Origin of the sequence: Bacillus sp. N12A5, assembly GCF_026790125.1 — a bacterium.
Lineage (GTDB): Bacteria > Bacillota > Bacilli > Bacillales > Bacillaceae > Bacillus.
Genome location: NZ_JALAMR010000013.1, coordinates 1 through 13298, shown reverse-complemented (window position 1 = coordinate 13298; position 13298 = coordinate 1). Strand labels below are relative to the sequence as shown.

Genomic DNA, 13298 nt, shown 5'->3' with positions numbered 1-13298 from the left:
AAGACACCGCCCTTTCACGGCGGTAACACGGGTTCGAATCCCGTACGGGTCATTATATGATGGAGGATTAGCTCAGCTGGGAGAGCATCTGCCTTACAAGCAGAGGGTCGGCGGTTCGAGCCCGTCATCCTCCACCATTATCATCGCGGGGTGGAGCAGTTCGGTAGCTCGTCGGGCTCATAACCCGAAGGTCGCAGGTTCAAATCCTGCCCCCGCAACCAAATTATATGAATGAAATAAGGAGTGCCCGAAGGGCGTAACTAAAATAATTCAATACGGTCCGGTAGTTCAGTTGGTTAGAATGCCTGCCTGTCACGCAGGAGGTCGCGGGTTCGAGTCCCGTCCGGACCGCCATTTAAATAATAAGGCTCGGTAGCTCAGTTGGTAGAGCAACGGACTGAAAATCCGTGTGTCGGCGGTTCGATTCCGTCCCGAGCCACCACCTATGCCGGTGTAGCTCAATTGGTAGAGCAACTGACTTGTAATCAGTAGGTTGGGGGTTCAAGTCCTCTTGCCGGCACTGTTTTTTCAAAACTTAATGTGGAGGGGTAGCGAAGTGGCTAAACGCGGCGGACTGTAAATCCGCTCCCTCAGGGTTCGGCAGTTCGAATCTGCCCCCCTCCACCATTTATAGGGGCATAGTTTAACGGTAGAACAGAGGTCTCCAAAACCTCCGGTGTGGGTTCGATTCCTACTGCCCCTGCCAAATTTATGACATCTTGAGATTATGGCGGTTGTGGCGAAGTGGTTAACGCACCAGATTGTGGCTCTGGCACTCGTGGGTTCGATTCCCATCAATCGCCCCATATTATCATTGGGCTATAGCCAAGCGGTAAGGCAACGGACTTTGACTCCGTCATGCGTTGGTTCGAATCCAGCTAGCCCAGTCTCACTTTTATATCAACTGCATATGATGTATTAAGTCCCTAAGATGCGGAAGTAGTTCAGTGGTAGAACACCACCTTGCCAAGGTGGGGGTCGCGGGTTCGAATCCCGTCTTCCGCTCCAATTACGGCGGCATAGCCAAGTGGTAAGGCAGAGGTCTGCAAAACCTTTATCCCCGGTTCGAATCCGGGTGTCGCCTTTCTTTTGCCGGGGTGGTGGAATTGGCAGACACACAGGACTTAAAATCCTGCGGTAGGTGACTACCGTGCCGGTTCAAGTCCGGCCCTCGGCACCAATTTTACTTACTAAGTTGAATTGGTGTTTGTTCGTTTAAAGTTATAACTAATCATATTAATGATCTACTTATGTAGATCATTTTTTATTGTTTTGATTTATCAGCGGCTAAGTTTTGATACATGATCATAAAGCTGCTTCAGCTAAATCTCTTAACACTATTTTATTAATATATTTCCAAAAAAACTTTTTGAAATACGTTGACACTTTATAAGATCCATGATATATTTATATTCGTCGGTTAGATACGATGTAAAACTTGCCGGTGTGGCGGAATTGGCAGACGCGCACGACTCAAAATCGTGTTCCTTCTGGAGTGTCGGTTCGACCCCGACCACCGGTATACTGAAAAACCCGTTTCTCATTGGAAACGGGTTTTATTTTTATTAAAGAAAAGGAGCTCAGCTAAGCTGGGCTCCTTTTTATATTTACTCAGCGTATTGGTCTATGATCTCTTCTAACACCTCTTCAAGACCTTCTGCATCTTCAAGCTCTAATTGGCTGAAGCGGACACGTACGAGCTGTTCTCCGTCATTATACATCTCTTCCAGCCATCCTTGCAGTCCTCTTGCTCTGCGGTCGACTTCGAAAATAATGTCTAAACCGTTTTCGTCTAAAAGAAAAATAACCTCTAATTCATCAAGCATCTGACGATAGTAGCCTGATGTCGGAACGAACTCGAATTCTTGAACAAATGGAAGTCTGCGCTGGAAGTAAGGCGCTTGTTCGCAGTCTGCTTCATGAAGGCGGAAGCCTAGGTTTTCGATGGCTTCCAGCACATTTTCAATCCAAGGGTGTGCCTCAACGAAAATGCGGTCATGGTCGGACTTATCGATACCGCCTTCGATATCAAGGTCTGTCACCACGGCGACTTCTACTTTTCCTACAGTAATCGGTGTATCTAGCGGTAGAGTGAATGAGAACGGAAATTGATGCTCTTCTCCAGGCTGAACGGTGAATGAACCAGTGACCCGGAAAGAATGAATTGTAGCGTATTTCCGGTGCTCTTCATCGTCTTTTACAATGACGTACCGTGTATTAAGCTGTACGTCAATATAGCGGATGTCCTGAGCGATTTTTCCGCCTTTGACATGTACAGTACCCCGTACTTCCTCTCCAGGATAATAGGCGTCTTTCTCTAAAATCGTATCTACTTTGGCAGCACCGATTCCGGCACTTGCAGCAAGCTTCTTAAAAAATGACATGTTAGATCTTCCCCTTTTTCTTTTTCTCAACAAATATACGTAAGAAAGAGGAAAAAAGATTCATTTGGTTCATACTTTTTTCCTATGATTCTTCAGGTTAAAGGACAGACTAAGAATAATACTGAAAGCAAAGGAGCGGATTGAAATGAATAAAGAAAGTATGGTTGCTGATGAATTACACAGAATGTTTTTGGCTGGTGAGCTGCAAATCACGGTAGAAGAGGATATCAATAATATATCTGAAAGGCTGAGAAACGGCGATCTCAGTTTAGACCGATTGGGCGGGGAAGATGCGTTTATAAAAGAAACAGTAAACGAGGCTTTAAGAAGAGTGGAGCAATAAAGGAAAGAGACGGTCTTTCATAAAATGAGAGACCGTCATTTTTTATGGCCTGTTTACAGTTCTCTGCAACATAAAAGCGAGTCGATTTAAAATGGTTTATCTAGGACAAAGCCTTTTTCCAACAGGAGTTCTGACAGTTCTCCATGCAGATAAACAGCTGCATCTAATTGATCATGCAATGCTCTTCGGAGGTGAGGGTTCGAGGTTTCCTTTATCGCGGCAGTGTACTTGTTAATGCTGTTTTTTGTTGTTGCTAAGAAATCAAGGGCAGTTGCAGGTATAGCTATGGCGTTAATCGGATCAAAGACATTGTTCAATGGCAAGCCACCTCCTGTACAGGATGTTATTTTCTTGTTCCCCTGATAAGAAAATATTTTGCTTTGTGTCTTGCTTTTATACAAAATGCTATAATGAATAACAAATTTTTCCGGGGGAGTGGGATGATGAAGCAGATTATTGCGATGGGCGGAGGGGGTTTTTCAATGGAGCCGGATAATTTGTCTCTCGATCAATATATCATCAATCAATCGGAGCGGAAGTCACCTCGCATTTGTTTTCTGCCGACGGCGAGCGGTGATTCCCAAAACTATGTTCAGCGGTTTTATGATGCTTTTCAAACACTGGATTGTGTGCCGTCTCATTTATCCTTATTTAAGCCGCCGACAACAGATTTACTATCTTTTGTTATGGAACAGGATGTAATATATGTTGGCGGGGGAAATACGAGGAATATGCTTGTACTGTGGAAGGAGTGGGGGCTGGATCTTATTCTCAGAGAAGCATGGAAGAACGGTTTGATTCTAGCTGGATTAAGTGCCGGTGCGATCTGCTGGTTTGAAGAAGGGGTCACAGATTCGGCCGGGCCGCTGACAAGTATGAAAAGTTTAGGTTTGTTGCAAGGGAGTTTTTGTCCTCATTATGATGGTGAAAAGGACCGGAGGCCGATATACCACCAGCTGATATCTAATGAATTTCTGAGTGATGGCTATGCGGCGGACGACGGAGCGGCTCTCCATTTCATAAATGATCAGCTGTTTCAGACAGTGAGTTCAAGACCGGGTGCAAAGGCATATCGGGTGATGATGGATGAATATGAAATAGCTGAAATCCAGCTGCCTGTCAAATATTTAGGATGAATTAGCTGAATATTATCTATATTCCCCTTTTTTTCAGATTGGTTTTATGTTAAGATGAGTGCGAAATCAATAGTTACTGGGGGTGCCCGCTATCGGGCTGAGAGAGAAGGCAAGCTTCTTAACCCTTTGGACCTGATCTGGTTCGTACCAGCGTGGGGAAGTAGAGGAATTGTTTTTATTATTGTCGTGCTGGGCAATAATATGTTTCTTTCTGACTGTAACCGGGTTCATTCATTTGAATCCGGTTTTTTGTGCTGGTTATGGGCTTGATTTTGTCCTTTCAAACGAAGAGAGGGGAAGGATAAGTAATGCAAAACAATTCAGTGCAGCAAGCCAACATTTCCATTATGTCGAGTTTTTCGGGGAGCAAGAAAGTGTACGTGGAGGGGTCTTCTTCGGACATCCAAGTGCCGATGAGGGAGATCGCATTGAGTCCGACGACGGGATCGTTCGGTGAAGAGGAAAACGCGCCTGTGCGTGTCTATGATACAAGCGGACCTTATACGGACCCTGATGTGACAATTAATATTGAAGAAGGTTTAAATCCTCTCCGCCAAAAATGGATCACAGAGCGCGGCGATGTGGAAGAGTATGAAGGACGGGCTGTAAAACCAGAAGATAACGGTTATAAAAAAGCAAATCCAAACGCAAGCTATCCCGGACTAAAGCGGAAACCGCTGAGGGCGAAGGCAGGTCAAAATGTCACGCAAATGCACTATGCCAAAAAGGGGATCATTACTCCTGAGATGGAGTTTATCGCCATTCGCGAGCATGTGTCTCCTGAGTTTGTCAGAGACGAGGTAGCCAGCGGCCGGGCGATCATTCCTTCAAACATTAATCACCCTGAAAGTGAACCGATGATTATCGGAAGGAATTTTCATGTGAAGATCAATGCGAATATCGGGAATTCAGCCGTTACGTCATCCATTGAAGAAGAAGTGGAAAAAATGACGTGGGCCATACGCTGGGGAGCGGATACGATGATGGACCTTTCTACCGGAAAAGACATTCATACGACGCGTGAATGGATTATCCGCAATTGTCCTGTGCCCGTGGGGACTGTTCCGATTTATCAGGCGCTTGAAAAAGTAAACGGCGTAGCGGAGGATTTAACGTGGGACATTTATCGTGATACGCTGATCGAACAGGCAGAGCAGGGAGTGGATTATTTTACGATTCACGCAGGTGTTTTGCTTCGCTATGTGCCGCTGACTGCCAAACGGACAACCGGAATCGTGTCACGCGGGGGAGCAATTATGGCGCAGTGGTGTCTGGCTCACCATCAGGAAAGCTTCTTGTATAGTCATTTTGAAGAAATTTGTGAAATCATGAAAATGTATGATATTGCTTTTTCTCTTGGGGACGGACTTCGTCCCGGATCAATCGCTGATGCCAATGACGAAGCGCAGTTTGCTGAATTAGAGACGCTTGGAGAGCTGACGCAAATTGCCTGGAAGCATGATGTTCAGGTGATGATTGAAGGGCCTGGGCATGTGCCGATGCATAAAATCAAAGAGAATGTCGATAAACAAATGGACATTTGCAAAGAAGCGCCTTTTTACACATTAGGGCCGCTGACAACAGATATTGCGCCGGGCTATGACCATATTACATCAGCGATCGGAGCGGCGATGATCGGCTGGTATGGGACAGCAATGCTTTGTTATGTAACGCCGAAGGAGCATTTGGGGCTGCCTAACCGTGACGATGTTCGGGAAGGAGTTATTACATATAAAATTGCGGCGCATGCGGCAGACCTTGCAAAAGGGCACCCCGGAGCGCAAATACGGGATGATGCTTTATCGAAAGCCCGTTTTGAATTCCGCTGGCGGGATCAGTTTAATCTATCCCTTGATCCGGAAAGAGCGCTTGAATATCATGATGAAACCCTGCCGGCAGAAGGAGCGAAAACCGCTCACTTTTGTTCCATGTGCGGTCCGAAGTTTTGCAGCATGAGAATTTCCCAGGATATTCGGGATTATGCGAAGGACAAAGAGATTAGTGAATGGGATGCTATTGAAGAGGGGATGAAGGAAAAAGCTGAAGAATTTGTGAATCAAGGCAGCCAGCTGTATAAATAATAGATTGACAGGCAAAATGGAATGCGTTTTAATATAGCTAATATCCATTTCCAATATTTGCTGATCGGGACACCGAAGGCTCTTATCTTTTAGATAAGGGCCTTTTTTGTATGAAAAAGGAGGGATCATTGATGGGAATCAAAAAAGAGAAGGGGAGAAAACGATTTAGGAAGCGAAAAACATACGGGAATCAAATTCTGCCGCTGGAGCTCCTGATTGAAAAAAACAAACGAGAGATTATGAACAGTACGGAGATGATGGAGGAAATTTATATGAAGATTGATGAGAAGCATACGGCAGTGCAATATAAAAAAACCCGCTAATGTATAGCGGGTTTTTGCATTCTATTAAGCATCTTTTTTAATCGGTAATCCAAGTCCTTCTGCCACGCGTTTTCCGTATTCAGGATCCGCTTTGTAGAAATGCCCGATTTGGCGAAGTTTGATTTCTTCTTTTTCTACCGGCTTCATGGCGTTAACGATATTTTCAACAAGGCGGGTGCGCTCATCTTCGCTCATTAAACGGTAGAGGTCACCGGCTTGTGTGTAGTGATCGTTGTGATCGTAGCTTACGCTGTCAGCCATCCCTTGTACCGGATATGCTGCTTGTTTATCCTCTGGTGATTCTTTCGGACCTCCGAAGCTGTTAGGCTCGTAATAAACGGATCCGCCGCCATTATTGTCAAAACGCATTTGTCCGTCACGCTGATAATTGTTCACTTCGTTGCGTGCGCGGTTGATTGGCAGCGCTTGATGGTTCGCACCGACACGGTAGCGGTGTGCATCATGATAAGCAAACAGTCTGCCTTGAAGCATTTTATCCGGAGAAACATCAATGCCAGGCACGAGTGTTCCAGGTGAGAATGTCGCTTGTTCTACTTCTGCAAAGTAGTTTTCCGGGTTTCTGTCAAGCACCATACGTCCGACCTCGATTAGCGGATAGTCTTTTTGAGACCAAACTTTTGTAACATCAAACGGGTCAAAGCGATACGTATTTGCATCTTCTAAAGGCATGATTTGCACATATAGTTTCCATGCAGGGAAATCACCATTTTCGATCGCGTTGAATAGATCTTCTGTATGGTAATCAGGGTTTTCACCGGCAATTTTTGCCGCCGTATGAACATCAAGGTTTTTCACGCCTTGTTCTGTTTTAAAGTGATATTTAATCCATACGCCTTCACCTTCGGCATTTGTCCATTTGAATGTATGGCTTCCAAAGCCGTGCATGTGACGAAGTGTCGCAGGAATTCCACGGTCTGACATCAGAATTGTCACTTGGTGCAGTGACTCTGGTGAAAGTGACCAGAAATCCCATACAGCCGTAGGGTTTTTCAGGTGTGTTTTTGGATCTCTTTTTTGTGTATGGATGAAATCAGGGAACTTAATCGCATCGCGGATGAAGAATACTGGCGTATTGTTGCCAACGATGTCGTAGTTTCCTTCTTCAGTATAGAATTTAACAGCAAATCCGCGCGGGTCGCGAACTGTGTCAGCCGAGCCAAGTTCACCGGCAACTGTTGAGAAACGGACGAACAACGGTGTGCGTTTGCCGACTTCAGAAAGGAAAGCGGCTTTCGTGTATTTTGTTACATCGTTTGTTACTTCAAAATATCCGTGTGCGCCTGCTCCTTTGGCGTGAACAACACGTTCAGGAACTCGTTCTCGGTTAAAATGGGCCAGTTTTTCGAGTAAATGTACATCTTGGATTAAAGTTGGTCCGCGAGAACCGGCAGTCATCGAATTTTGATTATCTCCAACCGGAGCGCCCCAGCTAGTTGTCAGTTTATTTGAACTCATGTTATCACCTCTTGGAATTTATAAGAACATAATATCATCTCTAAGTAAAAAGTCAATATTATTTTATAATTATTATAAAATAGTTATCTCTATTAAGCGATATCTAGTATTGAAATTATTGATAAACCCTTGTTGCAACAGTCTATAATAGAGAAAAAAGTTTTTCGGGAAATGATTTTTTTCTTTCCTACTTGCGAAACAAGCAGAGTAAGTGATAAACGAGGATGTTAAAAATCTTGTTTAAAAAAGAGTTGACATATCGGAATAATTTGAATTAACATGATATTCAAACAAAAAAACAATTGGGCAGCTGATCGGACCGCCGAAGGCTCTCATCTCTACAACGAACAGAGATGGGGGCCTTTTTGTTTTTTGAAGGCGGGGTTGGCAGAAAGAGAGGGATAAAAGTGGCTGTGACCATCAGCATCAAAGAAAAGGCATTTGTTCATGAAGGCCGCAAAACAACGGTCTTGGAGAACATTCAATTATCAATCGCGCCAGGTGAATTTCTAACAGTCATCGGACCGAGCGGGTGCGGAAAAAGCACTTTGTTAAAAATTATTGCAGGACTTGATTCTGAGTATGAGGGGAGTATTGAAATTAACGGACGCAGCGTAACAGCTCCGGGTATTCAGCAAGGATTTATTTTTCAGGAGCATCGCCTCTTTCCTTGGCTGACGGTTGAGCAGAATATTGCCGCTGATTTGAACTTGAAAGACCCAAAAGTCAAACAGAAGGTGGATGAATTGATCGAGATTGTCAGATTGAAAGGATCGGAGAAAGCGTATCCGCGCGAGCTGTCAGGCGGTATGTCACAAAGAGTGGCTATCGCACGGGCTCTTCTGCGGGAGCCTGAGGTGCTGCTTTTAGATGAACCGTTTGGTGCACTCGACGCTTTTACAAGAAAACACCTGCAGGACGTGCTGCTGGATATATGGCGGAGGAAAAAAACAACGATGATACTCGTCACTCATGATATAGATGAATCTGTTTATTTAGGAAATGAGCTTGCGATCCTTAAGGCCAAACCGGGGAACATCCATAAGCTGATGCCAATTCATTTGGCGTATCCGCGAAACAGGACGACTCCGGATTTCCAAGTGATCAGACAGAAAGTGCTGTCGGAATTCGAGAAAACAGAAGAACTAGAGTACGCTGAAGGATCAGGGATATAGAAAGGGCGGAAGCAGAAATGAAAAAAAGACTCATCGTATTCGTTACCGTTTTTTTTCTGCTGGCAGGCTGCGGAGCAAATGGAGCCAGCGGTGACAGCAAACAATTGAAAGAGATCCGAATCGGTATTCAGCAAAGCTTAAGCCCGCTTTTGATTGCGAAGGAAAAAGGCTGGTTTGAAGATGCATTTGAAAAAGAAGGCATCAAGGTGAAGTGGGTGGAGTTTCAAAGCGGTCCGCCCCAATTTGAAGGCCTTGCGGCAGACAAACTTGATTTTTCTCAGGTAGGCAATTCACCTGTGATCTCGGGACAGGCGGCAGGCATTGATTTTAAAGAAATTGGCTTATCTCAGGATGGGTTGAAAGCGAACGGCATCCTTGTCAACCAAAACAGCGGCATTCAGGACGTCAAGGACTTAAAGGGAAAGAAAATTGCAGTCGCTAAAGGCAGCAGCGGTTTTGATTTTCTGTATAAAGCACTTGATCAAGTGGGATTGTCAGCTAATGATGTAACGATCATTCAGCTTCAGCCCGATGAAGCCGCCTCCGCGTTTGAAAACGGATCTGTTGATGCCTGGTCCATTTGGGAGCCGTACTTGTCTTTAGAAACAATCAAACACGGAGCAAAAATCCTTGTAAACGGGGAAAGCACAGATTTATATTCACCCGGATTTACTTTAGTAAGAACAAAGTTTGCGGAAGAGCACCCTGATGAAGTGGTCCGTTTTCTGAAGGTGTTTAATAAAGCCGTTGTGTGGCAAAAGGAACATCTGGATGAAGCCGCGGATTTGTATGCAGACATTAAAGATCTCGATAAAAAGGTCGTCGAAAATGTGCTGAAAAATACTAAGCCTCTGAATGAGGTCATCAGTGACGACATTGTGAAAGCGCAGCAGGAGACAGCAGATTTTCAATATCAAACGAAGGCAATAGACAAGAAGATTGATGTCAAAGAGGTTGTTGATAACACATTTATTAAAAAAGCGTTAAAGGAAAATTCCTCCGGAGGTGATCAATGATGAAGGCGGAGGCTGCAGGCTCGCTGCCCAAAACGAATACGGAAGCTGTCAAAAAAAAGCCCAGAAGGAAAAAATACGACTGGATGAAAGGGCTTTTGCTGCCCGCCGCCATCATTGCCATCTGGCAGATCATCGGCGGTCTTGGGGTTGTGTCTGCTACAGTGCTGCCTACGCCCGTTACAATCGTCCTGACCTTTAAAACACTTATTTTGTCTGGTGAGCTGTTCGGCCATCTGCAAATCAGCATCTATCGGGCGGCACTTGGTTTTTTGCTTGGCGCGGGGCTTGGCTTGATCTTCGGCATTTTGGCCGGATTCTCCAAACGAACGGAGCTGTATCTTGATCCGTCATTGCAAATGCTTAGAACCGTACCCCATCTGGCGGTTACGCCGTTGTTTATATTATGGTTCGGTTTTGATGAAGTATCTAAAATATTGCTGATTGCGCTAGGTGCCTTCTTTCCGGTCTACATTAATACATTTAACGGCATCCGCGGGGTTGATGCGAAGCTGTTTGAAGTTGCCCGGGTGCTTGAATTTAAATGGCATCAGCAGATTTCCAAAGTGATATTGCCTGCATCACTGCCAAATATATTGCTGGGCATTCGCTTATCGCTAGGTATTGCATGGCTCGGTCTTGTTGTGGCAGAGCTGATGGGCTCAAGCTCGGGTGTCGGCTACATGATTATGGATGCCAGACAGTTTTCACAAACGAACAAAGTGTTTGCAGGGATTATCATCTTTGCGGTGGTGGGAAAGCTGACGGATTCCTTTGTCAGGCTGCTTGAACGAAAACTATTAAAGTGGAGAAACAGTTACGAAGGGTAATCTATATAAAGGGGAGATGGGTATGGAAATTCTTTGGTTTATACCGACTCATGGAGACGCGAGGTATTTAGGATCTGAAAGCGATGGCCGGACTGCGGATCATCTTTACTTTAAACAAATCGCGCAGGCGGCAGACAGGCTGGGGTATACGGGTGTTCTACTGCCGACGGGAAGATCGTGCGAGGACCCGTGGCTTACAGCGTCGGCGCTGGCGGGAGAAACAAAGGATCTAAAGTTTTTAGTTGCGGTTAGACCCGGTTTAATGCAGCCTTCACTGGCAGCCAGAATGACATCTACTTTAGACCGAATTTCAGACGGCCGGCTGCTGATCAATGTTGTGGCAGGAGGCGATCCGTACGAGCTGGCTGGGGATGGCCTGTTTCTCAGCCATGATGAACGCTATGAAGCAACAGATGAATTTTTAACGGTTTGGCGGAGACTTTTGCGGGGAGAGACGGTTACCTATGAAGGAAAGCATATCAAAGTGGAAAACAGCAGTCTGCTTTTCCCGCCGCAGCAAGCGCCGCATCCGCCTATCTATTTTGGAGGATCCTCACAGGCGGGGATTGACGCTGCCGCAAAGCATACAGATGTGTATTTAACATGGGGCGAGCCGCCTGAACAAGTAAAAGAAAAGATTGAGAGAGTCAAAAAGCAAGCTGAAAAAGAGGGGAGATCCGTTCGATTTGGCATCAGGCTGCATGTCATTGCCCGTGAAACCGAGGAGGAGGCGTGGGAAGCGGCTGAACGCTTGATCAGCCACTTGGATGATGACACCATCGCCAAAGCGCAGGCAGCTCTAAGCCGATACGATTCTTCAGGCCAGCGCCGGATGGCCGTTCTTCATCAAGGCGATCGGGCGAAGCTTGAAATCAGCCCGAATCTGTGGGCGGGGATCGGACTGGTCAGAGGCGGGGCAGGCACAGCCCTTGTCGGTGATCCGCAGACTATTGCCGACCGGATAGCGGAGTACCAGGCACTCGGAATAGATTCGTTTATTTTCTCCGGCTATCCTCATTTAGAAGAAGCGTATTATTTTGCAGAGCTAGTGTTTCCTCTTTTGCCATTTGAAAATGAGCGGACAAGAAAACTTCAGAACAAAAGGGGAGAAGCGGTCGGGAATACTTATTTTGTTAAAGAGAAGAATGCCTCGGTTTAAGAAAAAATGAAATCGCCAGTATCAAGATGCGTTATTGTATGAAGCAGAATTGCATCATTCGAAACGGGCGGCTTTCAGCCGCCTGTTTTGACAAAGCGGTATGCTTGCTTTTTTTTAGTGTGCATGGTACATTTTAAATCGTAATTATTTCGATTTAACAAGGAGGCTTTGTCTTGGCTAAGAAATCAAAAGTAGCAAAAGAGTTAAAACGCCAGCAGCTTGTTGAACAATACGCCGCTATTAGACGCGAGCTAAAAGAAAAAGGAGATTACGAGGCACTCAGCAAGCTGCCGAGAGATTCAGCACCGGGAAGGCTCCACAATCGATGCATGGTAACGGGGCGCCCGAGAGGATATATGAGAAAGTTTAAAATGTCCAGAATCGCTTTCAGGGAGCTGGCCCATAAAGGCCAGATTCCCGGTGTGAAAAAAGCAAGCTGGTAAGAAAAAACTCCGGCCGATTACAGCGCGCCGGAGTTTTTTTCGTTTTTCTTGAAAGAGATGACGTAGGATAGGTGCTGAATGATCATGATAATAAACACAATAAGAATAGGGAAAAACGGAATACGCGATTGAAAAAGCGGATAAAAAATGAGAAGAACCGCTGCGGCAGGAAGAGAGAAGTAGACGGCGATATATGACGCGCGGCATGCTTTTGCCGTCATCATCCGCTCTCTTTCATCCTGCTCTTCAAATTCATCAGGCAAAAGAAGCTTTTTTGCAGCAGGGCGGCTTTTTTTCTGTAAGTATAAATAAACCGCAGACGCCGCAACAAACAGAATAAAGGGGGTGAGATTTAATTCAAACACCATCTCGCCGCTCTTTGTGCGGAAAAAAGACGCTATGCCTTCTGAAGCTTCAAAGTATGAAATCAGCGTCCAGCATGCAAGGCCAAATAACACAAGTTGAAATGCGGCTTTTGTTTTCATGCTCATCTTAGTTTTCCTCCTCTAACCAAAAGACATCCTCCATTTTCATGGAGAAGGCTTTGCAGATTTTCAGTGCTAACAGCAGTGAGGGAACATAATCGCCTTTTTCGATTGCTGCCACAGTCTGTCTTGTGGCACCGACTGTGTTTCCTAGTTTTTCCTGAGAATAGCCGAAGCGTGCCCTCAGTTCTTTTACTTTATTTTTCATCATAGCGTCTGTCCCCTTCACATTCTCAATTGATTACATTGTATAGTATACTTAACATTATGTAAATGAAACTTAACATCTTTACAAAAAGAAAACTTTTTTTCGACAAAATTTTTATATTCCCTTGACGAAAAATCAATAAACATGTAATATTAGAAAAGTCAGAGCGGTACTGTTACTGACAAACAGAAATGCGGGTGTAGTTTAGTGGTAAAACCTCAGCCTTCCAAGCTGATGTCGTG

Annotated in this window: 14 protein-coding genes, 13 tRNA genes and 1 riboswitch; of the genes, 22 read left to right on the top strand and 5 right to left on the bottom strand. The window is 45.1% G+C overall.

Annotated features, from left to right (window positions below; genetic code table 11):
• The first annotated feature begins 61 nt into the window (after positions 1-61).
• From MOC09_RS14985 to MOC09_RS14925, 13 genes are all read left to right on the top strand, one after another.
• Positions 62-137 (top strand) — tRNA-Val (locus MOC09_RS14985).
• 7 nt (positions 138-144) lie between these two features.
• A tRNA-Met gene (locus tag MOC09_RS14980) sits at positions 145-221 on the top strand.
• 56 nt (positions 222-277) lie between these two features.
• Positions 278-354: transfer RNA gene (locus tag MOC09_RS14975), tRNA-Asp, on the top strand.
• Positions 355-366: 12 nt separating this feature from the next.
• Positions 367-442: transfer RNA gene (locus MOC09_RS14970), tRNA-Phe, on the top strand.
• 5 nt (positions 443-447) lie between these two features.
• A tRNA-Thr gene (locus MOC09_RS14965) sits at positions 448-520 on the top strand.
• 22 nt (positions 521-542) lie between these two features.
• A tRNA-Tyr gene (locus MOC09_RS14960) sits at positions 543-627 on the top strand.
• Positions 628-632: 5 nt separating this feature from the next.
• Positions 633-706 (top strand) — tRNA-Trp (locus tag MOC09_RS14955).
• 24 nt (positions 707-730) lie between these two features.
• Positions 731-806: transfer RNA gene (locus MOC09_RS14950), tRNA-His, on the top strand.
• A gap of 9 nt (positions 807-815) precedes the next feature.
• Positions 816-887, top strand: a tRNA-Gln gene (locus MOC09_RS14945).
• Positions 888-933: 46 nt separating this feature from the next.
• A tRNA-Gly gene (locus tag MOC09_RS14940) sits at positions 934-1008 on the top strand.
• 5 nt (positions 1009-1013) lie between these two features.
• Positions 1014-1084, top strand: a tRNA-Cys gene (locus MOC09_RS14935).
• A gap of 7 nt (positions 1085-1091) precedes the next feature.
• Positions 1092-1180: transfer RNA gene (locus MOC09_RS14930), tRNA-Leu, on the top strand.
• A 260-nt stretch (positions 1181-1440) separates the two neighbouring features.
• Positions 1441-1522 (top strand) — tRNA-Leu (locus tag MOC09_RS14925).
• An 85-nt stretch (positions 1523-1607) separates the two neighbouring features.
• On the opposite strand, the gene MOC09_RS14920 is transcribed toward MOC09_RS14925, so the two are convergent.
• Complete coding sequence (locus MOC09_RS14920; RefSeq protein ID WP_268371004.1) at positions 1608-2384, bottom strand: sporulation protein; 777 nt, start codon at positions 2382-2384, stop codon at positions 1608-1610.
• A 139-nt stretch (positions 2385-2523) separates the two neighbouring features.
• Here MOC09_RS14920 and MOC09_RS14915 point away from each other — a divergent pair, with 139 nt between their 5' ends.
• Positions 2524-2727, top strand: a complete 204-nt coding sequence (locus tag MOC09_RS14915) for a hypothetical protein (RefSeq protein ID WP_268371005.1) — start codon at positions 2524-2526, stop codon at positions 2725-2727.
• A gap of 86 nt (positions 2728-2813) precedes the next feature.
• Here MOC09_RS14915 and MOC09_RS14910 read toward each other — a convergent pair whose 3' ends face one another.
• Complete coding sequence (locus MOC09_RS14910; RefSeq protein ID WP_268361259.1) at positions 2814-3044, bottom strand: spore coat protein; 231 nt, start codon at positions 3042-3044, stop codon at positions 2814-2816.
• Between the two features lie 126 nt (positions 3045-3170).
• Between MOC09_RS14910 and MOC09_RS14905 the strand changes: the two genes are divergently transcribed.
• The 3 genes from MOC09_RS14905 (at position 3171) to MOC09_RS14895 (ending at position 6267) form a co-directional block, all read left to right on the top strand.
• Positions 3171-3863, top strand: coding sequence for a Type 1 glutamine amidotransferase-like domain-containing protein (locus MOC09_RS14905; RefSeq protein ID WP_268361260.1), 693 nt, complete (start codon positions 3171-3173; stop codon positions 3861-3863).
• 68 nt (positions 3864-3931) lie between these two features.
• A riboswitch (TPP riboswitch) is annotated at positions 3932-4039 on the top strand.
• Between the two features lie 132 nt (positions 4040-4171).
• A complete protein-coding gene (thiC, locus tag MOC09_RS14900; protein WP_268371001.1) occupies positions 4172-5944 on the top strand; it encodes a phosphomethylpyrimidine synthase ThiC in 1773 nt (590 codons plus the stop codon).
• 131 nt (positions 5945-6075) lie between these two features.
• A complete protein-coding gene (locus tag MOC09_RS14895) occupies positions 6076-6267 on the top strand; it encodes an FbpB family small basic protein (RefSeq protein WP_268361265.1) in 192 nt (63 codons plus the stop codon).
• 24 nt (positions 6268-6291) lie between these two features.
• On the opposite strand, the gene katA is transcribed toward MOC09_RS14895, so the two are convergent.
• Positions 6292-7743, bottom strand: coding sequence for a catalase KatA (gene katA / locus MOC09_RS14890; RefSeq protein ID WP_268361268.1), 1452 nt, complete (start codon positions 7741-7743; stop codon positions 6292-6294).
• 407 nt (positions 7744-8150) lie between these two features.
• Here katA and MOC09_RS14885 point away from each other — a divergent pair, with 407 nt between their 5' ends.
• The 5 genes from MOC09_RS14885 (at position 8151) to rpsN (ending at position 12363) form a co-directional block, all read left to right on the top strand.
• Entirely contained in the window at positions 8151-8918 is a 768-nt protein-coding gene (locus tag MOC09_RS14885; RefSeq protein WP_268371000.1) for an ABC transporter ATP-binding protein, read from the top strand.
• A 17-nt stretch (positions 8919-8935) separates the two neighbouring features.
• Entirely contained in the window at positions 8936-9934 is a 999-nt protein-coding gene (locus MOC09_RS14880; protein ID WP_268370998.1) for an aliphatic sulfonate ABC transporter substrate-binding protein, read from the top strand.
• On the top strand, positions 9931-10761 hold the full coding sequence (locus tag MOC09_RS14875; protein WP_268361273.1) for an ABC transporter permease: 831 nt from the start codon (positions 9931-9933) through the stop codon (positions 10759-10761). Before MOC09_RS14880 ends, MOC09_RS14875 begins: the two co-directional genes overlap by 4 nt.
• 22 nt (positions 10762-10783) lie before the next feature.
• Entirely contained in the window at positions 10784-11920 is a 1137-nt protein-coding gene (gene ssuD / locus MOC09_RS14870) for an FMNH2-dependent alkanesulfonate monooxygenase (RefSeq protein WP_268361276.1), read from the top strand.
• Between the two features lie 173 nt (positions 11921-12093).
• Positions 12094-12363 carry a 30S ribosomal protein S14 gene (gene rpsN / locus MOC09_RS14865; RefSeq protein ID WP_019257859.1) on the top strand — a complete coding sequence of 90 codons (270 nt, stop codon included), beginning with the start codon at positions 12094-12096 and terminating at the stop codon, positions 12361-12363.
• Between the two features lie 17 nt (positions 12364-12380).
• Here rpsN and MOC09_RS14860 read toward each other — a convergent pair whose 3' ends face one another.
• Both MOC09_RS14860 and MOC09_RS14855 read right to left on the bottom strand, forming a co-directional pair.
• On the bottom strand, positions 12381-12854 hold the full coding sequence (locus MOC09_RS14860) for a hypothetical protein (RefSeq protein ID WP_268361277.1): 474 nt from the start codon (positions 12852-12854) through the stop codon (positions 12381-12383).
• A 1-nt stretch (position 12855) separates the two neighbouring features.
• Positions 12856-13056 carry a helix-turn-helix transcriptional regulator gene (locus MOC09_RS14855; protein WP_268361283.1) on the bottom strand — a complete coding sequence of 67 codons (201 nt, stop codon included), beginning with the start codon at positions 13054-13056 and terminating at the stop codon, positions 12856-12858.
• Positions 13057-13298 lie beyond the last annotated feature (242 nt).